The organism is Akkermansia sp. GGCC_0220, assembly GCF_017566105.1.
Lineage (GTDB): Bacteria > Verrucomicrobiota > Verrucomicrobiia > Verrucomicrobiales > Akkermansiaceae > Akkermansia > Akkermansia massiliensis.
In genome coordinates this window covers 178,101-197,856 of record NZ_JABFCI010000002.1, presented here as the reverse complement: position 1 = coordinate 197,856, position 19,756 = coordinate 178,101, and the positions used below count along the sequence as shown (strand labels likewise).

General features: G+C 58.0%; 20 protein-coding genes and 1 other RNA gene. 14 read left to right on the top strand and 7 right to left on the bottom strand.

Translation table 11 applies throughout. The annotated features are described in order from the left end of the window. Positions 1–7: 7 nt before the first annotated feature. The 3 genes from HJW02_RS02425 (at position 8) to HJW02_RS02415 (ending at position 3,146) form a co-directional block, all read left to right on the top strand. The gene (locus HJW02_RS02425; protein ID WP_022398317.1) at positions 8–697 is read left to right on the top strand and encodes a response regulator transcription factor; all 690 of its coding nucleotides are present in this window, start codon (positions 8–10) and stop codon (positions 695–697) included. Continuing rightward, complete coding sequence (locus tag HJW02_RS02420; protein ID WP_102722047.1) at positions 694–2,763, top strand: HAMP domain-containing sensor histidine kinase; 2,070 nt, start codon at positions 694–696, stop codon at positions 2,761–2,763. The genes HJW02_RS02425 and HJW02_RS02420 overlap by 4 nt, the downstream gene beginning before the upstream one ends. A gap of 107 nt (positions 2,764–2,870) precedes the next feature. Next, positions 2,871–3,146, top strand: a complete 276-nt coding sequence (locus HJW02_RS02415; RefSeq protein WP_102722048.1) for a zinc ribbon domain-containing protein — start codon at positions 2,871–2,873, stop codon at positions 3,144–3,146. Positions 3,147–3,429: 283 nt separating this feature from the next. Here HJW02_RS02415 and HJW02_RS02410 read toward each other — a convergent pair whose 3' ends face one another. Next, positions 3,430–4,335, bottom strand: a complete 906-nt coding sequence (locus HJW02_RS02410; protein ID WP_146018195.1) for a hypothetical protein — start codon at positions 4,333–4,335, stop codon at positions 3,430–3,432. Between the two features lie 127 nt (positions 4,336–4,462). Here HJW02_RS02410 and HJW02_RS02405 point away from each other — a divergent pair, with 127 nt between their 5' ends. Both HJW02_RS02405 and HJW02_RS02400 read left to right on the top strand, forming a co-directional pair. Next, positions 4,463–5,299: a hypothetical protein gene (locus HJW02_RS02405; RefSeq protein WP_146017785.1), complete on the top strand. Its 837-nt coding sequence runs from the start codon at positions 4,463–4,465 to the stop codon at positions 5,297–5,299. 6 nt (positions 5,300–5,305) lie between these two features. Then, complete coding sequence (locus tag HJW02_RS02400) at positions 5,306–5,644, top strand: YkgJ family cysteine cluster protein (RefSeq protein WP_102722050.1); 339 nt, start codon at positions 5,306–5,308, stop codon at positions 5,642–5,644. Between the two features lie 27 nt (positions 5,645–5,671). Here HJW02_RS02400 and aroA read toward each other — a convergent pair whose 3' ends face one another. Beyond that, the gene (gene aroA / locus HJW02_RS02395; protein ID WP_102722051.1) at positions 5,672–6,979 is read right to left on the bottom strand and encodes a 3-phosphoshikimate 1-carboxyvinyltransferase; all 1,308 of its coding nucleotides are present in this window, start codon (positions 6,977–6,979) and stop codon (positions 5,672–5,674) included. A gap of 332 nt (positions 6,980–7,311) precedes the next feature. On the opposite strand from aroA, the gene HJW02_RS02390 reads away from it, so the two are divergent. The 7 genes from HJW02_RS02390 to HJW02_RS02360 all read left to right on the top strand — a co-directional run bounded on the left by HJW02_RS02390 (position 7,312) and on the right by HJW02_RS02360 (position 14,309). Then, positions 7,312–7,764, top strand: a complete 453-nt coding sequence (locus HJW02_RS02390) for a hypothetical protein (RefSeq protein ID WP_102722052.1) — start codon at positions 7,312–7,314, stop codon at positions 7,762–7,764. Positions 7,765–7,855: 91 nt separating this feature from the next. Beyond that, positions 7,856–8,274: RNase P RNA component class A (gene rnpB, locus HJW02_RS02385), an RNA gene on the top strand. Positions 8,275–8,413: 139 nt separating this feature from the next. Continuing rightward, entirely contained in the window at positions 8,414–9,691 is a 1,278-nt protein-coding gene (gene murA / locus HJW02_RS02380; protein ID WP_102722053.1) for a UDP-N-acetylglucosamine 1-carboxyvinyltransferase, read from the top strand. Between the two features lie 82 nt (positions 9,692–9,773). Further along, positions 9,774–10,043 (top strand): HU family DNA-binding protein, encoded by a 270-nt coding sequence (locus HJW02_RS02375; RefSeq protein WP_022398307.1) that lies wholly within the window; start codon positions 9,774–9,776, stop codon positions 10,041–10,043. 131 nt (positions 10,044–10,174) lie between these two features. Then, positions 10,175–11,260, top strand: coding sequence for a chorismate synthase (aroC, locus tag HJW02_RS02370; protein WP_102722054.1), 1,086 nt, complete (start codon positions 10,175–10,177; stop codon positions 11,258–11,260). A 22-nt stretch (positions 11,261–11,282) separates the two neighbouring features. Next, positions 11,283–12,179, top strand: coding sequence for a hypothetical protein (locus HJW02_RS02365; protein ID WP_102722055.1), 897 nt, complete (start codon positions 11,283–11,285; stop codon positions 12,177–12,179). A gap of 102 nt (positions 12,180–12,281) precedes the next feature. After that, positions 12,282–14,309, top strand: a complete 2,028-nt coding sequence (locus HJW02_RS02360) for a tetratricopeptide repeat protein (RefSeq protein WP_102722056.1) — start codon at positions 12,282–12,284, stop codon at positions 14,307–14,309. 293 nt (positions 14,310–14,602) lie between these two features. Here HJW02_RS02360 and HJW02_RS02355 read toward each other — a convergent pair whose 3' ends face one another. The 3 genes from HJW02_RS02355 to HJW02_RS02345 form a co-directional block, all read right to left on the bottom strand. Next, positions 14,603–15,037, bottom strand: coding sequence for a flavodoxin domain-containing protein (locus HJW02_RS02355; protein WP_102722057.1), 435 nt, complete (start codon positions 15,035–15,037; stop codon positions 14,603–14,605). Between the two features lie 246 nt (positions 15,038–15,283). Next, a complete protein-coding gene (locus tag HJW02_RS02350; protein ID WP_146018196.1) occupies positions 15,284–15,838 on the bottom strand; it encodes a hypothetical protein in 555 nt (184 codons plus the stop codon). 32 nt (positions 15,839–15,870) lie between these two features. After that, on the bottom strand, positions 15,871–16,665 hold the full coding sequence (locus HJW02_RS02345; RefSeq protein ID WP_180971023.1) for a metallophosphoesterase: 795 nt from the start codon (positions 16,663–16,665) through the stop codon (positions 15,871–15,873). A gap of 215 nt (positions 16,666–16,880) precedes the next feature. On the opposite strand from HJW02_RS02345, the gene HJW02_RS02340 reads away from it, so the two are divergent. Both HJW02_RS02340 and HJW02_RS02335 read left to right on the top strand, forming a co-directional pair. Beyond that, the gene (locus HJW02_RS02340; protein ID WP_022398299.1) at positions 16,881–17,573 is read left to right on the top strand and encodes a hypothetical protein; all 693 of its coding nucleotides are present in this window, start codon (positions 16,881–16,883) and stop codon (positions 17,571–17,573) included. A gap of 45 nt (positions 17,574–17,618) precedes the next feature. After that, a complete protein-coding gene (locus HJW02_RS02335; RefSeq protein WP_022398298.1) occupies positions 17,619–18,626 on the top strand; it encodes a GGGtGRT protein in 1,008 nt (335 codons plus the stop codon). Positions 18,627–18,751: 125 nt separating this feature from the next. Here the strand turns inward: HJW02_RS02335 and HJW02_RS02330 are convergent, their stop codons facing one another. Together HJW02_RS02330 and HJW02_RS02325 are read right to left on the bottom strand one after the other, a co-directional pair. Then, entirely contained in the window at positions 18,752–19,342 is a 591-nt protein-coding gene (locus tag HJW02_RS02330; RefSeq protein ID WP_102733153.1) for a hypothetical protein, read from the bottom strand. A gap of 125 nt (positions 19,343–19,467) precedes the next feature. Beyond that, on the bottom strand, positions 19,468–19,689 hold the full coding sequence (locus HJW02_RS02325; RefSeq protein WP_102733154.1) for a hypothetical protein: 222 nt from the start codon (positions 19,687–19,689) through the stop codon (positions 19,468–19,470). Positions 19,690–19,756 lie beyond the last annotated feature (67 nt).

Genomic DNA, 19,756 nt, shown 5'->3' with positions numbered 1-19,756 from the left:
TCCGCGCATGCACCGCTACCGCATTCTGGTCGTAGAAGACGATCATGCCATTAGAAACGGCCTGGCGGACGCCCTGGCGGTGTCCGGCTATGACGTTTTGTCCGCCAGGGACGGTTATGAGGCCATGGAGATGATTCATGCAGAGGAGTATGACCTGGCCCTGCTGGATGTAGTCCTGCCCGGAGCGAACGGTTTTGAACTGCTGAAACGCATCAGGGAAGACCGCTCCACCGTTCCGGTGCTGATGCTCACCGCCAAGGGCGCGGAGGCGGACAAGGTGAAGGGGCTGAAGCTGGGGGCGGACGATTATGTGGTGAAGCCCTTCAGCCTGCTGGAAGTGCTGGCCAGGATAGAGGCCGTGCTGAGGCGGTCCCCGGAAAGGCCTAGCGCCGTCAACCGCGTCATGCTGCCGGAGGGGCATCTGGATTTTGCCGCCCGCGCCCTGGTTCTGGGGGAGGAGCGGGTGGTGCTGACCACCAAGGAATTTGACCTGGCGCGCCATCTGGCGGCCAATGCCGGAAGAATCATCACCCGTGAGGAAATCCTGGCGAGGGTCTGGAAGATGGACCCCCGGCTGGTGGAAACGCGGAGCATTGACACCACGATCGCCCGCCTGCGGGAAAAAATGGGGAAAAGGAACTCCGCCGTCATCCGCACCCTGAGAGGGCGGGGATATGTTTGGGAGGACGGAGCATGAGCAGCCGTTTTTCCTTCCATTTGCTGTTGTGGTCCTGCCTGCTGATTCTGCTGGGGGTGATGGGATGGCTCAGCCATTCCATGCTGGATGCGGAGAAGCGCAGGCTGGCGGAAACGCACCAGATCCGCCTGGTGGAGCAGAGCCGCCTGGCCCTGTGGCGCATGGATTCCCTGCTGGCCTCCATGATCGCAGGGGAGAACAACCGTTCTCCCGGAGAATATTTCCAGGGGAACGCGCTGGCGGAAGTCCGCAAGGAGGAAGGTGCGATGCCGGATTTGTCCGGCTTTGCCAAGCTGTATTTCCAGATAGACCCGCGGGGAAACGTTTCCTCTCCCCAGAAGGACAGGGAACGGCTGGAATATGTCCTGCAACTGGGAAGATCCGGCTGGGGCAGCCGTGTGGTGGATGCCATGAAGAATTTGCCGAGGCCTGCCTCCATCTCCGCGGGGAATGCCGTGCAGCCGGAGACCGCCCCCCCTGCGGAAGAAGCGGTACAGGTGACTTCCGTCGCCATCATGGATGGAAGGGAGCAGCAGAAGAACGGCTTGCAGCAGGAGCTGGCAGTGGAAAGCAGGAAGGCTTTCCAGCAGGGAATGGAAGACTACAACATGCGTAAAAACCTTTCCAACAGCCAGCAGGAGTACAATGTCAGCGTCAAGGTGAAAAAGAAAGCCATGGAGCCTCCCCGGCGGGCAAAGAAGGAGATTGCGGATTCGGGACGGCTGGTCGTTTCAGGGGAGGTGAATGGCATGGAAAGTCCGGAAGGGGAGGGGGATTGCCTGGATGTGGCTGGTTCCTTGAAAAAGACCGGGAAAAAATTGGAAAGCGGGCCCGGCGATATTGCGGCTCTCTTGGATATGGGAGCCGCGGCATTGACTCTGGACGGGAAGATGGTCCAGTTTGAGGTTCATGAACAAAAGGCGAATCCGGTTCCGGTAAAGGAAAGCCTGGCGGAAATGTCCGTCACCCGCCGTGACGGGTTCGCCAAAACTCCGGAAAGTTACAGGGAGTTCTCCATTTCCTCCCTCCAGCCCAGATGGCAGCAGGGGAAGGAATGTTTCCTGACGCGCCGCATCTCGGACCACGGCCAGGTATGGGTGCAGGGAATCTGGCTGGACTGGGGCAAGTTATCCGCCTACCTGCTAGAGTCCGTAGCCGATATTTTGCCGGAGGCTACTCTGTCTCCCGCCGACGGGCGGGAGGAAAGCTATCTGACCCTGGCCGGAATTCCCGCCATGCTGAATCCGGGCAATCTTCCCTCCATGCCCGCCAATTCCCTGCGGACGGTCTGGAATTCCATGGCGATGGCGTGGTTTTGCGGGCTTCTGGCCCTGTGCGGGGTCATTGGCTTCATGATCGGCCTCATCCGCCTGAGCGAACGCCGCGCCGTATTCGTTTCCGCCGTGACGCATGAACTAAGGACGCCTCTGACTACGTTCAACATGTACACGGAAATGCTTTCTTCCGGACTGGTTCCCAAGGGCAGGGAAATGGCCTATGTGGATATCCTGAAAAATGAGGCGGGCAGGCTGACGCACCTGGTGGACAACGTATTGAGCTACGCGCGGGTGGAGAAAAATTCGGTCTCCCTCCAGCCGGAAAAAATTCCGGTGACGGACCTCGCCTCCGCCGTCATTGCCCGCATCTCCCCCCGGCTGGCCGCCGCGGGCATGGACTCCCAGCTTTACGTGGCTCCGGAGCTGCAAGCGGAGGCCGTGACTGCGGACATGACCGCCGTGGAGCAGATCGTGTACAATCTGGCGGACAACGCCGCCAAATACGCATGTTTTGACGGCAGCGTCCTGAAGGTGGAACTGGCACGGGAAAAGCGTTTTCTGGTCATCCGTGTGGAGGATGAAGGGAAAGGCATTTCCGATTCCCTGAAAGGGAAGCTGTTCCGTCCCTTTTCCAGATCTGCGGAGGAGGCTGCCGGAAAACAGCCGGGCGTGGGGCTGGGGCTGGCTTTATCCCGGGAACTGGCGAGAAGCATGGGCGGAGACTTGTGCCTGGAAGAAAGTTCCCACGGATGCCGCTTTGCCCTCAGGATTCCCCTTTCCAGGGCATGAGGGCACATGAGGGCCTGTTCCGGAAAAACAAAATTCTTTAAATCAGCCGTCATTCGGGTTTTAATCCTTTCCTCACCCTCTTTATTTTTCAAGAACCATTTCCTTTTATGAATACTCCATTCTGCCAAAGCTGCGGCATGCCTCTGGGAAGCAGGGAAGACTGCGGCACCAACCATGACGGAACCTCCAGTGAGGAATATTGCCGTTATTGCTTTCAGGACGGCGCATTTACGTCAGAATGCACCATGGAGCAGATGATTGAACATTGCGCCCGATTTGTGGAGGAATTCAACAAGGAGAATGGTTCCTCCTATACGAAAGAGGAAGCCATTGCCCAAATGACCCTGTTTTTTCCCACGCTGAAACGCTGGAAAAAACAATAGCACGTCTTTTCGTTCCATCCCTTATTCACAGGGAAGGGCCTGTCCTTTTCTCCCTTGTTCGCTGGCCGCCTTCTCCCTGCGGTACAGGATGTCCTGGAATGTTTAAAACCCCAGGAAGGCGGACGCATATTGTTTAAAGTACCCTTTTTCCTTGTCCGCTTTCGGCTCCCCTGCTGGCCGGAGGCCCGGTTCATAACATGATCCGGGGCTTGTCTTCCTCCGGTTTGCCAGCCTTGCTCAAAACAGCCCCATGGGGAGAACCTTTCAGGGTTTCAGGGGTGGATTATCTCCTCTGCGGTCCATGGGAGCCTCCGGGGCCTGAAGGCCGTGGTGAGGGAGACGGACGGGAGGGCGCAGCCGCAGGAGGCGAAGACGGCCTGCTGGGCGCGCTGGCGGACGGCGGCGGGGAAGAAGGCCTGGAAACGGATGGAGGGCTGCTGGGACGGTTCATGCCCGAATGACCCGGACGGGAGGCGGATGGCCTGGAGGAGGGCGTGGATGGACGGCTGGGACGCCCGAAGTCCGGCCTGGAGGGCCGGTTCCCCTCCGGACGGCTGATGCCCGGACGATGCGTGCTCCCGGAATTGCCGGAGCCGGGGCGGTGGGGATTGTTGACGGACGGGCGGGAGGGCTGTCCCGGCTTTCCGAAGTCCGGCCTGCCGTGGCTGCCGCCGGGCTGGCCTATTCCCGGCCGGTTATGGCTGTCGCCCGGATTACTTACGGGCGGACGGTGGGAATTGCCGGGTTTTCCGAAGTCCGGGCGGTGGTTGGGCCTGCCGGGCTGCGGAACCGGCCTGTTGTTGCCCGGGCGGTGGTCCGGACGGAAATGATCCGGCCTGTACTGGGGCTTCATCGGCGGACGCGCCATGGGGCGGCAGTAATGGGGCTGGATGTAGTGCCCGCGGTAATAGGGGGCCGGTCCCCACGTGGGGATGTAGTAATTCGGGCGGATCAGGCTGATGGAATAAATGGGGCTGCCGAACGTGTCATAGGCATAGATGGGCCTGCCTCCGTAATATCCGTAAATGGGATAGCCGGAGTTGTCATACATGTAGGACATGCCGGAGCCGCCGCTGCTGTAGGAGCCTGATACGCTGAAACTGTCATAATAAGGATCATAGCAACTGGACAGGGCGCATCCGAGGGCGGCTGCCAGCAGCGAGTTTTTTAAAATAACGTATGCTTTCATGATGTTGAAACGGGGTGGGTTGTTTTTTCCCTTTGCTTGAAAAGCGGCGGGATAAAAGTACATTTGTTTAAAATTATTTTGCTTGGAAACGGGCTTCCTATTGTCTTAGACTGCAAAAACGTTCTACGTGATGGGAATTCTCTTTCAAGATAAAAAAATCGGCCTGGCCCTGTTGTGTGATAATGCCCCGTATACGCTGGCCATGACGCTGGCGTCCTATGAGAGGTCCGGGCTGCTGAATTATTTTGACGAGGCCTGCGTCGTTTTTCCGGAAAGCGCTGGCAAAGTATGTGAAACGGCGCTTTCTTACGGACTTTCCGCGGAGTCTTCTCCGGCGGAGGGCGGCTTCATAGGGGCGCTCCATACGGCGGTCAACGCGCTGGATACGGATTACGTGCTGCTGGCTGAGGATGACTGCATGATCTGGGAGCACCTGCGCGGGGAAACTCTGGAAAACCAGTTGAAACGAGCGGTGGAGCTGCTGATTTCCGGCCAGGCGGACATGGTGCGCCTGCGTCATGCCTGGCGCGGCTGCACGCGCTACAAGGCCGCCTATACGTATTCCTACTTTTATCCCGTGGAGCAGCTGGCCACCATGTGGGTGCATGCGGAAGGCCTGTCGGAAGCACCGGACTGGATCAAGAGCATCCGGCGCTTCTTCCATCCTTTCCGCTCCAAGCGTTCCATCGGCCGATGCGTTTATGTGGAACAAAATCCCCATCTGCGCTTTCCCGAATACATTACCAAGATTGATGAAGGCTACATCATTGACAGTGAGGTTTTCCAATGGACCAACCAGCCCACCCTCATCGCCCGCTCCAGAATCAGGCAGATTCTGACCGGGCTGGCGCAGGCTCCCGGCACCATCGGAAAACTGCCGCAGGACTTTGAAACCGCCGTCAACAACCCGCGGTGGAGGGACGCCCACATGAACATAGGCGTCATCAGGGGAATTTTCACTTAAAGGCGCATGGCGGAAAGAGGAAAGGCGGTGCGGTATGAATGCACCAGGTGCGGCGCATGCTGCCGCTGGGCCGGAGACGTGTGCATTGAGGAGGATGAAGTCCGGGAAATCTCCCGTTTCCTCCACATGGACGAACAGGCCTTCATTGACGAATGCTGCCGCCTGAGGGCCAACCGGCGCGGATTGTCAATCCGGGATGCGGAGGACGGCGCCTGCATGATGCTGGCGGAAGGCGGCTGCCGGATCAATCCCGTCAAACCGCGCCAGTGCCGGGACTTCCCCAACAAATGGAACTTCCCCGGCTGGCGGGACTTGTGCCGTGCCAGGGAAGTGGAAAAGGAATAAAAGCCTCCGGCGCTTTTTCAGGATTGTTTACAGGAACTGCGCCAGATCCCATTCAAAGCCGGGATAGGAGGTATTGATGCATTCCGCATCCGCCAGCACGGTATCTCCCTGTGCGCTGAATCCGGCCACCAGGAAGCTCATGGCGATGCGGTGGTCTCCGTAGCTGGGCAATTCCGCGCCTTTCAGGGGAGCGCCTCCGTGAACGACCATGCCGTCGTCAAATTCCTCCACGTCCACCCCCATGAGCCGGAGATTGGCCGCCGTGGTGGCGATGCGGTCCGTTTCCTTGACGCGCAGTTCGCGGGCGTTGCGGACGATGAAGTCTCCCTGGCCCAGGGCTCCGGCCACGGCCAGGATGGGGATTTCATCAATCAGGTTGGGGATTTCTTCCGGAAGCAGGCTGGTGCCGTGCAGGGAATCCGAACCGTACACGGTAATATCCCCGTACGGTTCGCCCGCATCCTCCGGAGAAGTGGTCACAATGTCCATCCGCACCCCCATCCGTTTCAGTGCGCTGATGACGGCGTTCCGCGTGTTGTTCAGGCCCACCTGGCGCAGCGTCAGGCGGGAGCCGGGACGGCTGGCGGCGGCCACCATCCAGAAGGCGGCGGAAGAGATGTCTGCGGGAACCGTCAGGTCATGGGCGGCGGGGAGCGCCGGACCCTGGGTACTGACGGTGAGGCCGTCTACCGTGCAGGGCACGCTGAAATGGCGGAACAGGCGCTCCGTGTGGTCGCGGGTGACGGCGGGCTGATGCACGGTGGTGGCCCCGTCGGCAAACATGGCGGCCAGCAGGATGGCGCTCTTCACCTGGGCGCTCGCCATGGGAAGCGTGTAGGAAATGGGGCGCACCCGGCCGCCGTGGATAAACAGCGGAGCGCAGCCCGGCTTGGCGCCGCGGGCTTCAATCCGCGCGCCCATCTGTTCCAGAGGCTGCATGATGCGGCCCATGGGGCGGGAACTCAGGGAGGCGTCCCCGAACATTTCCGAATCAAAGGGGCAGGCAGCCAGCATGCCGGCCAGCAGCCTCATGCCCGTGCCGGAATTGCCGCAGTCGATGGTCCGTTCCGGAGCCGCGGGCTTCATGGCGACGCCCGTTATGCGGAAGCGGACGGGGCCATATCCCTCCCGTTCTTCCAGCACTTCCACCTTGGCCCCCAACTGCTCCATGGCGCGCAGGGTATTCAGGCAGTCTTCACTGCACAGGAAATTATCCACTTCCGTCACTCCCTTCGCCAAGCCGCCCAGGATGGCGGCGCGGTGGGAAATGCTTTTGTCTCCGGGTACGGTCAGTACCCCTTGCAGGGAAGAAATGGAATGGGAGCGAAGGTTCATGGACGTCCGGAAGAACTACCCTGTATTGGCCGCTGAATCAAGCCAATTACGAGACGGGCGGGAGGGGAGAGGATAGCGCCGGGACTCCGGGAAGGCGCTGGGCGGCGGTCCAGAATGGGGTTGATTTTCCGGAACGGTGACGTATATTAAGGCGCGTTATCGGCTGCATCCGCCTGAAAGGAAGGAGAGAGCTTTTCAGGATCAATGGATCAAGCTGGTTTTCATAGGTAGTAAGTTGGAGCGGCCACGGGAGTGATCCTGTGGCCGCTTTACTTTGTTTCAAAGGATTATTCGATATTGACATTCAATGCAGTATGGAATAAAAAAGGTTGATGAGTTTTATTGTCCGGACTGTCTTTCTCTGTACCGCGCTGAACGTCGTGGCCGCCTGTTCCCAGCGCCAATCCGTGCAGCCCGTTGCGGAAGCGGCCGTACATGTCAGCATCGGTGCCCTTGTGTACGACGTCACGTTGAAAGATGACGGAGTGGAGGTGGAGAGAAGGCCGTTCGCCTTATATGCGAATGCGCTGGGGAAGCAGTACCCTGTTAAAAAGGTATTTCTGAAAGGCGACGCCTACAAGGTGGAATCCCTGGCCAAAATCCTCTTAAAGGAAGGATGGACTAAAGTCGCCTCTCTTCAGCCGGAAGAGGCGGCCGTTTTTCTGCATGCCCCAGGAGAAAAGAAATTTCATCCGGTACCTGCCGCAAGCGGCAATACCGCCGTCTGCAAGGCACTTAACAAAGCGTGCTATGAGGCGTGCCTGAAGGAGCCCGGGATCTCCTAAGCCCGGATGAGAACAGGCAAGGGAACAAAAATGCCCTCCGTCCTGCTTTGGGCTTTACCGCGCGCCGCTGAAAGCGTATGTAGTCCGTGCCGATCAGGTTCGGGTGGTCGCTGTTCCGGTCTTCGGACCGGGGTAGAGGAAAGTCCGGACATCACAAGGCAGCGTGTCCCGTGAAAGCGGGAGACGGGAACCTCCCAAGGGTTCCCGGACGGAAAGTGCCACAGAAAACAAACCGCCCGGACGGGGTTCATCCCCGTTCAGGCAAGGGTGAAAAGGGGAGGTAAGAGCTCACCGCTCCGAGGGCGACCAAGGAGGCATGGTAAACCCCGCGCGATGCAAGACAAACAGGGGAAGGGTTGCCTGCCCGCCGGATCCCCGGGTATTAGTCGCACCCGTTCCGTAAGACGAACGGGCGCGCGGAATGCTTCACCGCAGTCCGCGTGAGAAAAATGGCCACACAGCCGGCCCTGCGCCGGCGGACAAAATCTGGCTTACAGAACCTGATCGGCATCTGTCTTTTTTGCCCTGTGGCTTTCCGCCGCCTTTTCCGGGAAGGGAAACCTCCGGGAAATTGTCCGGTTCCGGGGGCTCTTTGGGGTTGCATGGACGTCTCAAATGTGTAGAATCCGTCACCTAATTGCCACCCACTATGGAGAAGCTTGTTGTACACGGAGGTTTTACGCTGAGGGGAGCCGTCAATATCAGCGGGTCCAAAAATGCGTCCCTGCCCATTCTGGCCGCATCCCTGCTGACGGATGAGCCTGTGGTGGTGCGCCGTGTGCCGGATGTCTCCGATACCAATTTCATGGTTCAGATCATGGGCCAGCTGGGCGCCTCCGTGGAGAGGTCCAGCGGCAACGTGCGCGTGGAGGCCAGGAACCTGCATTCCGAAGCCGCTTATGAACAGGTGCGCAAGATGCGCGCCTCCATCTGCCTGATGGGCCCCCTGATGGCCCGCATGCAGCGGTGCGTGATTCCGCTGCCGGGCGGCTGCGTCATCGGTGACCGTCCCGTGGACCTGCACATCCGGGCCATTCAGGCTCTGGGCGCCCAGGTGCAGATTGAACGCGGCAACCTGGTTATCGAAGCGCCCCGGGGGTTGAAGGGAGCCACCATAGATTTGAGGGGCGATCACGGCCCCACCGTTCTGGGAACGGACAACCTGATGATGGCCGCCGTGCTGGCGGAAGGAACCACCGTCATTGAATCCGCCGCCTCCGAGCCGGAAGTGGTGGACCTGGCGAACTTCCTGATCAAGATGGGCGCCCATATCCAGGGCGCCGGAACGCGCCGGATCGTCATTGAAGGGGTTGAAAAACTCCGCGGCTGCAACCATACCGTCATTCCGGACCGCATTGAGGCCGGCACCTTCATGGTGGCCGCGGCCATGATGGGGGACGGCGTAACCCTGCGGCGCGTCTGTGAGGAGCACATGACCGTGGTGACGGACCTGCTCCGGAAATGCGGCCACCATGTGGAATTCAACGAACGGGGGGACACGGTCACCATCATTGCCGGGAATACGCCCAAATGCGGGGAAATCAAGACGGCCCCCTATCCCGGCTATCCCACGGACATGCAGGCCCAGATGACGGCCCTCTTTGCCACCACGCCGGGCATCTCCGTGGTGAAGGATACCATTTTTCCGCAGCGCTTCATGCACTGCTCCGAGCTCAAGCGCATGGGCGCGGATATCAAGGTGGACAACGGCACCGCCGTCATCTCCGGCGTGGAAAGCCTGAGCGGCGCGCCCGTCATGGCGTCTGATCTGCGCGCATCCGCCGCGCTGGTGCTGGCCGCCCTGAAGGCGGAAGGCACCACGGAAATCCACCGCCTGTACCACATTGACCGGGGCTATGAAATGATTGACGAAAAGCTCCTGGCGATCGGAGCCGCGGTGGAAAGACAGCCGGATGACGACAATTAACGCCGTTTTTGGGTCCTGATTTGCCGGTGTACCGCATTTTTTCTTTACTGTCAGGGCTCCATATGCTATTCACCGAAGTCCTATGAACAAGGCTCAACTGATCGAATTGATTCAAAACAAGCTGGGTGCCGATACGACCAAGAAGCACGCTGAAGAAGCTCTGGCCGCTGTGCTGGAATCCATCAAGGAAGGCGTGCAGGAATCCGGCAAGGTGCAGATCATCGGCTTTGGTACGTTTGCTACCAAGACCCGTGAAGCCCGTACCGGCCGCAACCCGAAGACCGGCAAGGCGATCAACATTCCCGCCTCCAAGACGGTTGCTTTCAAGGCCTCTTCCGCCCTGAAGGACTAAGACGGCAGCTGCTTCCCAAAAGAGCACTTTTCTTTCAGCACCCCGTCCTCTGCGGACTGGGGTGTTTTTTTATGTCCCGCTGCGGAAGTCCACGGCTTGACCGGATGGACGCCGCCGTCTAGAATGCCGCCATGTCCAGCAGTTTTGGTCAGGTGTTCAGAATCTCCACCTGGGGTGAATCCCATGGAGCCGGGGTAGGCGTGGTGATTGACGGCTGTCCGTCCCTCGTCCCGGTGACGGAAGAAGCCATTCAGCGGGAGCTGGACCGGCGCAGGCCGGGGCAGAGCGACATCGTGACGCCCCGCAAGGAGGAAGACCGCGCGGAAATACTCTCCGGCGTGCTGGACGGCAAAACCCTGGGAACGCCCATCGCCGTCAGCGTGCGGAACAAGGACCACCGTTCCTCCGCCTATGATGAAATGGCCCATACGTACCGCCCCTCCCATGCAGACTACACGTACGACGCCAAATATGGCATCCGCGCCTGGGCGGGCGGGGGCAGGGCCTCCGCGCGGGAAACCATCGGCCGCGTGGCCGCCGGGGCCGTGGCCAGGGCCGTGCTGAAGCAGGCCTTTCCCGGCATGGAGATCATAGCCTGGGTGGACCAGGTGCATCATGTGAAAGCCTCCGTGGACTGGGAGGCCGTCACGGCCTCCGTCATTGAAAGCAACATCGTCCGCACGGCGGATCCCTCCGCGGCGGAAGCCATGATCGCCGCCATCAAGGAGGCGCGGGACGCCGGCAACTCCCTGGGCGGCGTGGTCAAATGCGTGGTGCGCGGCTGCCCTCCCGGACTGGGGGACCCTGTTTTTGACAAGCTGGACGCCACGCTTGCCCACGCCATGATGAGCATTCCCGCCACCAAGGCCTTTGCCGTGGGCTCCGGCTTTGAAGCGGCGGACATGACCGGACTGGAACACAACGACCCTTTTTACATGCGGGACGGCCATGTGCACACCGTCACCAACCACTCCGGCGGCATCCAGGGCGGCATCTCCAACGGAGAAGACATCCTGATGCGCATCGGCTTCAAGCCCACCGCCACCCTGATGATTGACCAGCAGACGGTCAACCAGGCAGGGGAGGACGCCCGGCTCAAGGGCAGGGGACGGCATGACGCCTGCGTGCTGCCGCGCGCCGTGCCCATTGTGGAAGCCATGGCCTGGCTCTGCCTGTGCGACCACTATCTGCGCCAGCGCTGCCAGCGGGCGTTGTAACGCGGCTTCTTTCCCGTCATTCATGGACTCCTCCCTCACATTCTACCTGGTTCTGGGCGCGCTGCTGGTCGGCTTCATCGTGCTCGGCATGCTGAAGGGGATGATCAAGATGCTCCTGTTCGGCGCGGCGGTGCTCTCCGCCGTGGCGGCTTACTTCTGGCTGTCCAAATACGGCTTTACCTACCTCTCCTTCATCACCAGCGACCCGCGGGAATGGATGGTCACCGTGCTGTCCGTCGGGGGGGCGGCGGCGGTCTTCTTCATCTTCATGCACGGCCTCTTCTGGTTCAGTGACGTCTTCTCCTGGGGGAGGCGCATGGGCTTCGGCGGGGCCAAGGGCATCGTCACCACCATCCTGATGGCGGCGGTTGTCTGCTGGGTGGGCGTCATGTGCATCTTCTACTACGGCTCCATGGCGGAAATGACCCGCGCCCGCGAACTGGCCCTGTACCACATGGATCCCAGCCGCACCATCTCCCTGCCCGCCATTTACTCCGTCAAGAAGTCCATCACGGACAATCCCCACCTGAACTGGCTGGTGAAAATCTCCCCGGAACACGACCCGGAACGCCTCTCCCTGGCAAAAATGATTGCCTACCTGGTGACGCTCAGCCCTGAGCTCTCCGACCAGCGCCGCACCCAGCTGGATTGCTACATGCCCCGCTCCCGCATCACCAGCCGCGTGCTGAGCCTGAAAAGCCTGAGCGAAGACCCCGCCATCCGCCTGCTGGTGGAGAAGGGGGACATGCAGGGCCTTTATAACGACGTCAAGCTCACCCGCTTCCTGGAAGACCAGGACGTGCGCACCGTGCTGTCCCAGCTGGATGTGGACCGCGTCCTTGGCTTTGTCACGGAAATCCGCCAGACGGCCCCCTCCGGGAATGAATACATTCCCGAAGCCACGCCGATTGAGGAATAAAGCGGGGATTCTTTTCTTCCCTGAATTGTTTTCATTCCTATTATCCTCTTTCCAAAGGTTTTCCCGCTGGGTAGTATTGGATATATTCAAGATTGATTTGGCATGGACAAAGAAAAATTGAAGGGGGAATTGGAAAAATGGGAACGAGAGATCGCTCTTGATCCTGAAAATTTCACGGCTTATGTGAAGAAAGGGAATGTCCTGGATGACCTGGGACGCAGCGAGGAAGCGCTGGACAGCTACAACAGGGCTCTGGAAATCAACCCTGCTTACGATAAAGCCTATTGCAACAGGGGCATTGTATTGAAAAAATTAGAAAGGAAGGAGGAAGCTTTATCCAGTTACGATAAAGCGTTGGAAATCAACCCAGGAAATGATGCAACCCATTACAACAGAGGACATATTCTGGACGATCTCGGGAGGAAGGAGGAGGCGTTGCAGAGCTATGACAAAGCGCTGGAAATTAATCCTGGGGACCATGCGGCCTACTACAATAAAGGAAATATCCTGAACGATCTCGGCCGGAAGAAGGAAGCGTTGGACAGCTATAACAAGGCTCTGGAAATCAGACCTGATTATGATAAGGCTTATTGCAACAGGGGCATTATCCTGAAAAGTTTAGGACAAAAGGAAGAGGCCCTTGCCAGCTACAACAAGGCGCTGGAGATCAATCCCGGTTACGATGCGGCCCATTATAACAAGGGAAATGTCCTGGATGACCTGGGAAGAAAGGAGGAAGCTCTGGCCAGCTATAGTAAGGCATTGGAAATCAATCCTGGTTATGGGGCGGCCTGTTACAACATGGGAAATGTCATGGATGACCTGGGACGGAAGGAGGAAGCTCTGGCCTGTTATAACAAGGCGCTGGAAATCAACCCTCATCATGATGCAGCCCTGAACAATAAAGGGCTTTTATTATCCAATCTCGGCAAAAAGGAAGAGGCATTGGCTTGTTATATTCAAGCCATTCAAATCAATGCCGGTAATGAAATAGCCAAACGAAACCGGAGGTCGTTAGTGGGAAGCAAGGAATTCTGGGATGGCCTGTCAGAAAATAGTCAGGTGGATTTATGGAGTGGAGACGAAGATTTCAATGTCCTGGCAAGCAGGGAAAAACTGGGTGGATGCTCCGGCAAAGATTTATCCTGTATTCACCGTCTGTGGGTGGAACAATATAGGCTTCTTTATTTGCTTAGCGCTGACCTTGAGCAGGTAGGGCATTACACTTCCTCTATGGTTTTTGAAACCTTGCTCCAAAAGCAGACGGAAACGGACGGTCACGCAAATCCCCTGTCGTTATGCAGCCTGGCTGCGGCTAATGATCCTACGGAAGGCACCGTTTTTCAGGCATTTCTGAAACAGGATTGTCTGCCTTCCCAGAGAATTCAGAGCCATCTTGCCGTATTGCAGGCTTCCTTTTCTTCTGCCATTGATTCCTTGAACCAGTTCCGCCTTTACGGAAAAAACAAGGGAGAGGAAGGAACCGGGCTGTGCTTGGTATTTAACCGATCCTTTTTTGCCAAGCCGGGAGAAACGTCCATGATTGCCGTCCAGAAAGAAGAGGACGACTCCTCCTCCGGAAAAGAGACTGACATGCGCCGCAAGCTCCCTCTTTACTGGGTATTGTATTATGATTGCTCTTCCGGTCGGGTGCATTATACCCCTGCATGTTCTGAATACTCGTTAAACAGGGATTTTAATGTTTGCGAAGACGCATTGAAAGAGTCTGAAAGAAAGAAATTGCAGGAGATAGGCAAATCATTGAAGAATATTCGGATGCTTTTTGAGTGTATCAGCGAAAAGGCTCAAAAAGCTGCCCTGGAGATGCTCATTTACCTGAGGCATCTGGTGAAGGATGCCGCCTTCAAGGATGAAAAGGAATTGAGGATTCTTTCTTTGCATCCTTATAATGACCAGAGTTCCCCTCTCAAGGTACTGGAGGGAAAAAACTGCCTGTCGGTCGGCTATTTACCGGTTATTCATGAGGGGGAGGAATATCTGGAGAAGGTGATTGCCGGGCCCAAATTGAAGGATTTTGCCAACCTGGTGGATGTGGCCAAATTCAGGCTTCATCGGTTGGGCGGAAAGAAGAAAGTGGAGTTTTGCCAGTCGCGGGCGCCTTTGAGTTGATTCGGAAGGGGAGGGATAGGAATTTGTAACTTTTTATCTGAGGCGGTAAGATAATGAGGAAAGAAGGGTATTTTAATTTTGAAAGCCTTCGCCTTGCTTCGGAGGGAGCAAGTTGATAAGGGGGCCGGAGTCCCTTATTCCCAGGAGCGGCAAATGGTTTTACTGGGGACCTGTTTTTCAGGAAAAAAGAGCGCCTCTCCCAGCCCTGATGCCGGAAGAAGCGTTTTTTAAAGGAGTGTCCGATTTGAAGATGAGGCGTTTTACACACCTTAAAAATAAAAAAGGAAGAAACGTCAGGAAAGTTTTTCCGCGAGGGCATCTACCCATTCCGGGAAGGTGTCGTCATAATCCCCACCGGACAGGGCTACCGGCAGCAGCCTTTGCGCCTTCAAACGTTCCAGGAAGGCATCGAAGTCCTTGCCTGCCTGGCAGAAGTTTTCATAAAATTCATCCCCAAGGGCGAAGACGGCATAGTTGACTGTGGAAAGGTCTTCCGAGGAGTCCTTCAATGCCTGGTACAGCGCCTCTGCATTGGAGGGAGGTTCTCCGTCTCCCCACGTGCTGGTGACGACCAGCAGCGTTCCCGCATTTTTCAACTGTTCCACCGTCATATCCTCCATATCAACCACTGTTGCCTGATGGCCGAGCTTTGTCAGTTTTTCCCGGGCCTCCCGGGCCAGGCTTTCTGAATTTCCTGTTTCCGTTCCGTAGATAATGGTGATTTCCATGTGTGCTGGTTGTTGTTACGACACCAGAAGTTAGATCAAACTAACTAATCAGGCAAGCCAAAACAGGATGCGTCTGGTCAAATTTTCCCTCCTTCTGCGGGCTTTCCGGACGTCAGTTTTTTCAGTCCGTTCATGTTCCATGGATTAAATCCTTCCAGAGAAAGGAAAGTAATCATGAGAAAAGATCTGAAGCCGGAGACGAGCAAGCCGCAGGGCAGCAAACGGAGCGGCATGCTTGCAGGGAAATTATTCTACCCCGGATTCCTCCCGGCGGATCGTCAATGTGTGCGGGTGCTGGGGAAGGGTAAAGCACCAGCCGAAGAGGCGCACAAAGCGGTAGTAAAGCCCCTTGCGGCTGGCGTGCTGGCTGGTCATGAGGTCATAGAAGGCCAGGTCAATCTGGTTTCTGGCGATGGGCGCGCCATTCATTTTAGCGTGCAGCATGGCGTCGTGAAACAGGGAAGGGAGCAGCATGTCCGGCGGGGTGGTTCCCCAGGTGACGCCGTCCCAGCCGTAGCCGGGAGAGATGGTGAATGTACCGCCCTCCGCTTTCAGGCGGATGGTGGGGTCATACACGCTGACGGCGGTCCAGTGGCCGAAGTCCGCCTTTTTCCTACCGCTGGTCCAGCTGATGGCGTTTTTAGTGATGTAGAAGGGTTTGTCTTCGTAGAGGGTTCCTTCATACCATCCGGCCACGGCTTCCGGAGCCTTGACGGGGACGGAGCACGATTCCAGCGCCACGGCCATGCACGCCACTGTTAATAACAGGTAAATATCATGTGAATAAAAAGGAGAGGGCATAGGAGGGCAGGGAGTGTTGCGAACGATTGTTTTTATTGGATTTCCAGCACGATGATTTCCGGAGGGCAGCAGAAGCGGAGAGGAAGAACGCTGCATCCCAGCCCGCGGGTGATGAGGAAGGGAGTGCCGTTCAACTGGGACCAGGGATAGGAGAATTTGGCCTTCTCCCGGGAGATGTTCGCCAGAGGCTTGCCGCCGGGCAGGCAGATCTGTCCGCCGTGGGTATGGGCGCTGATGACGGCGTCCGCCGTGCCGGGAGCCAGCAGGGGAAAGATGTCCGGCACGTGGGAGAGCAGGATGTGGGGGATGTCCGGGGAGAAGCGCAGCGGCAGTTCCTCCGGCCTGATTCTCAGGTGGTAGTCGTCCCGAACGGAGGAAAGCTGGAGATCCCTGCCGCCGGGGAGGTGCAGCAGCAGGGAGTCGTTCCACATGGGCAGGATGCCCAGCTCTGAAAACATGTTACGCCACAGGTCCCAGCCGTAGTACTGGTCATGGTTGCCCTGCACGGCGAAGACGCCCAGGGGGGCCTTCAGCATCTTGAAGTATTCCCGGGCCGTTTCCGGACTCATGCTGCTCTCCCGGGTGTGGCCGTTGGCGTAGTCCCCCAGCAGAAAGATCATGTCCGGCTGCGCCTCCATGATTTTTTCCATGTACCGGCGCGCCTGGTCGCCGCCGTTCGGGCGCAGGTGGAAGTCTCCGGCGATCACGATCCGGAGCGGGGAGCCGCCTTTTTCCTTCCACTGCGGCACTTCCAGCGCGGTCGTGACGGTTTCCACGCGCCTGGGTTCCACCTGCCACGCCCACATGAATAAGGAAAAGCCGATCATCAGTATTGAGACAGAGATGATTGCAAGTTTGTTGAGAAGGGGATGACGCGGGAGTGACTTCATGCGGGGCGGGCTCCGGACTGATGATGAAGCATTTCGCCCGGTTTTCAATCATTCGTGTTTGCCAATCGGGATTTTGCTGGTATGATCCGTCCCGCTCAAGGTGGGGCTGTCCGATGACTGCAGGCCCATCTTCATATTAACATCCTAATACCATGCAGTTTACACACGAAATCGAACAAATGTGTTGCGTCAAGAAAGGCTGCAACCATGGTCCGGCCCCCATCCCGCAGGAAGGCAACTGGACGCAATCCAAGGAGATCACGGATATTTCCGGTCTGACCCACGGCGTGGGCTGGTGCGCTCCCCAGCAGGGCACCTGCAAGCTGACGCTGAACGTCAAGAACGGCATCGTTGAGGAAGCCCTTGTAGAAACCAGCGGCTGCTCCGGCATGACCCACTCCGCCGCCATGGCCGCGGAAATCCTGCCCGGCAAGACCGTGCTGGAAGCGATGAACACGGACCTCGTGTGCGACGCCATCAACACCGCCATGCGCGAACTGTTCCTGCAGATCGTTTACGGCCGCACTCAGAGCGCTTTCTCCGAAGGCGGCCTGCCCATCGGCGCCGGTCTTGAAGACCTCGGCAAGGGCCTCCGCTCCCAGATCGGCACCCTGTACGGCACCCGCGCCAAGGGCCCCCGCTATCTGGAAATGGCCGAAGGCTACATCACCAAGCTGGCTCTGGACGAAGACGGCGAAATCATCGGCTATGAGTTTGTGCGCATGGGCCCGATGATGGAAATGATCAAGAAGGGCGTGGACGCCAACGAAGCCGTCGCCAAGTGCACGGGCAACTACGGTCGTTTCGACGAGGCCGCCAAGTACATCGATCCTCGTCACGAATGAGATTGAATTAAAAAGAGTATATCAACTTCAAGCACTATTACCATCATGCCTCTTTTCGAATCCTACGACCGCCGCATCAAGCAGATCAATGAAGCCCTGGCCAAATACGGCATCGGCTCCATTGAAGAAGCGGAACAACTCTGCCTTTCCAAGGGCATCAACGTTCGCGAAATCGTGAACGGCATCCAGCCCATCGCGTTTGAAAACGCCGGCTGGGCCTATGTGGTGGGCGCCGCCATCGCCATCAAGAAGGGCTGCACGAAGGCTGCGGACGCCGCTGAAGCCATTGGTGAAGGCCTCCAGTCCTTCTGCATTCCCGGTTCCGTTGCGGACGACCGCAAGGTGGGCCTGGGCCACGGCAACCTGGCCGCCATGCTCCTGCGCGATGAAACGGAATGCTTCTGCTTCCTGGCCGGCCATGAATCCTTTGCCGCTGCTGAAGGCGCCATCGGCATTGCCAAATCCGCCAACCGCGTCCGCAAGCAGGACCTGCGCGTCTGCCTGAACGGCCTCGGCAAGGATGCCGCGTACATCATCTCCCGCATCAACGGCTTCACGTACGTGCAGACCAAGTTCGACTATGCCACGGGCAAGCTGAACATCGTCCAGGAGAAGGCTTTCTCCAAGGGCCCGAAGGCCGCCGTGCGCGTGTACGGCTGTGACGACGTGCGCGAAGGCGTGGCCGTCATGTGGAATGAAGGCGTGGACGTCTCCATCACCGGGAACTCTACCAACCCCACCCGCTTCCAGCACCCGGTAGCCGGTACTTACAAGAAGGAATGCAACGAGAAGGGCAAGAAGTACTTCTCCGTGGCTTCCGGCGGCGGTACGGGCCGCACCCTGCACCCGGACAACATGGCTGCCGGTCCCGCCTCCTACGGCATGACCGATACCATGGGCCGCATGCACTCGGACGCCCAGTTCGCCGGCTCCTCCTCCGTGCCCGCCCACGTGGAAATGATGGGCCTTATCGGCATGGGCAACAACCCGATGGTCGGCGCTTCCGTAGCGGTGGCCGTGGCTGTTGAAGAAGCCGCCAGGCAGAACGCCTGAGAACGCTGTTAAAATTCACAGAGCCGCTTTCCCGATGAATGGGGAAGCGGCTCTTTTTTATGGTTGAAAGGAAAAGGCGAAAAGCAAAACCGGAACTGTTCCGGAAGCTTCCGCTTTTGTTCATATCAGCTCCCGATGCGGAACCTTCCGTCCCGGTCCGTGCGGGGAGGCAGGCCGCGAGAAGGCGCGGATCTTCTGGAAACAACCGTCGGTCTGGCCGCGGCCGGCGTGACAACGCGGATTTCCGTGCGGCCGGAAGCTGCGGGAGCGGCAGATTTCCCGGGTTCCGCACCGTGAACGGGGGCGGGAGCAGGAACGGCGCCGACAATCAGTTTTTGCTGTTCATGGGCCTTGTAGGCGCGTTGCAGGGTAAAGTCCCTCCGTTCTCCGGGTTTCAGGGAATAATCCGCCTTCTTGCTCTCCCCGGCCTTTTGGGCCAAAGGCTCCACACGCTGCTGCAACTGCGCGGCGACGTCCAGCTTCCCGGCCACCCACTCCGGATTCCATTCCGGAGTTGAACTTTTCAGGGACTGAAGCAGCTCCGCGGCTTTTTTGCCGCTTTCCAGGGCTGCCTTGTAATCGCCTTCCTTCTCAAGGCGCGCGGCGCGCGTCAGGGAAAGGTTGGCTTCGTAAAATGCGTCTCCGGGACCGCCCAGGGCCGTTGTAGCCGCCAGGAGCATGCAGAGCAGGGAGCAGGGTAGAAGATGCCTTTTCATGATTGTTGGCACTATAACATGCACGGCTGTTTTGGAAAGGCCTTTCTTCCGGCATGTCCGCATGGAGCAGGGGAGGGACGCTACATAGAGGTTCCGGAAAGGAAGCGGGCGGCCTTCTTCTTTTTTTACGAAGGAAGTCCATCAAATTTGCGGCTAGGCATTTGAAAAACCTCCTGCGAGGTACGGATACAGTGCTCTTTAATAACGTGCCCGCAAATGCATGTACCTTCTTCCTCCTGCAAAAATGTTTCCACGTGTTCCCATTCCTGCAACGCGGACGAGAACCGCTTGGATTCGGACTTAGCTACCAGCTCTGAGCAGAATTGATCCATAGATGAATTATTCATGATTTTATTTTCTGTTCATGAGGCGTGCGTGAAATGCACCCTCACTATTCAGGGAAATTTTCAAAAT

Excerpts from the sequence above, each read along its gene's own strand:
- HJW02_RS02425 (WP_022398317.1), top strand. The coding sequence starts at position 8 with ATGCACCGCTACCGCATTCTGGTCGTAGAAGACGATCATGCCATTAGA.
- HJW02_RS02420 (WP_102722047.1), top strand. The coding sequence starts at position 694 with ATGAGCAGCCGTTTTTCCTTCCATTTGCTGTTGTGGTCCTGCCTGCTG.
- HJW02_RS02415 (WP_102722048.1), top strand. The coding sequence starts at position 2,871 with ATGAATACTCCATTCTGCCAAAGCTGCGGCATGCCTCTGGGAAGCAGG.
- HJW02_RS02410 (WP_146018195.1), bottom strand. The coding sequence starts at position 4,335 with ATGAAAGCATACGTTATTTTAAAAAACTCGCTGCTGGCAGCCGCCCTC.
- HJW02_RS02400 (WP_102722050.1), top strand. The coding sequence starts at position 5,306 with ATGGCGGAAAGAGGAAAGGCGGTGCGGTATGAATGCACCAGGTGCGGC.
- aroA (WP_102722051.1), bottom strand. The coding sequence starts at position 6,979 with ATGAACCTTCGCTCCCATTCCATTTCTTCCCTGCAAGGGGTACTGACC.
- HJW02_RS02390 (WP_102722052.1), top strand. The coding sequence starts at position 7,312 with ATGAGTTTTATTGTCCGGACTGTCTTTCTCTGTACCGCGCTGAACGTC.
- murA (WP_102722053.1), top strand. The coding sequence starts at position 8,414 with ATGGAGAAGCTTGTTGTACACGGAGGTTTTACGCTGAGGGGAGCCGTC.
- HJW02_RS02375 (WP_022398307.1), top strand. The coding sequence starts at position 9,774 with ATGAACAAGGCTCAACTGATCGAATTGATTCAAAACAAGCTGGGTGCC.
- aroC (WP_102722054.1), top strand. The coding sequence starts at position 10,175 with ATGTCCAGCAGTTTTGGTCAGGTGTTCAGAATCTCCACCTGGGGTGAA.
- HJW02_RS02365 (WP_102722055.1), top strand. The coding sequence starts at position 11,283 with ATGGACTCCTCCCTCACATTCTACCTGGTTCTGGGCGCGCTGCTGGTC.
- HJW02_RS02360 (WP_102722056.1), top strand. The coding sequence starts at position 12,282 with ATGGACAAAGAAAAATTGAAGGGGGAATTGGAAAAATGGGAACGAGAG.
- HJW02_RS02355 (WP_102722057.1), bottom strand. The coding sequence starts at position 15,037 with ATGGAAATCACCATTATCTACGGAACGGAAACAGGAAATTCAGAAAGC.
- HJW02_RS02350 (WP_146018196.1), bottom strand. The coding sequence starts at position 15,838 with ATGCCCTCTCCTTTTTATTCACATGATATTTACCTGTTATTAACAGTG.
- HJW02_RS02345 (WP_180971023.1), bottom strand. The coding sequence starts at position 16,665 with ATGATCGGCTTTTCCTTATTCATGTGGGCGTGGCAGGTGGAACCCAGG.
- HJW02_RS02340 (WP_022398299.1), top strand. The coding sequence starts at position 16,881 with ATGCAGTTTACACACGAAATCGAACAAATGTGTTGCGTCAAGAAAGGC.
- HJW02_RS02335 (WP_022398298.1), top strand. The coding sequence starts at position 17,619 with ATGCCTCTTTTCGAATCCTACGACCGCCGCATCAAGCAGATCAATGAA.
- HJW02_RS02330 (WP_102733153.1), bottom strand. The coding sequence starts at position 19,342 with ATGAAAAGGCATCTTCTACCCTGCTCCCTGCTCTGCATGCTCCTGGCG.
- HJW02_RS02325 (WP_102733154.1), bottom strand. The coding sequence starts at position 19,689 with ATGAATAATTCATCTATGGATCAATTCTGCTCAGAGCTGGTAGCTAAG.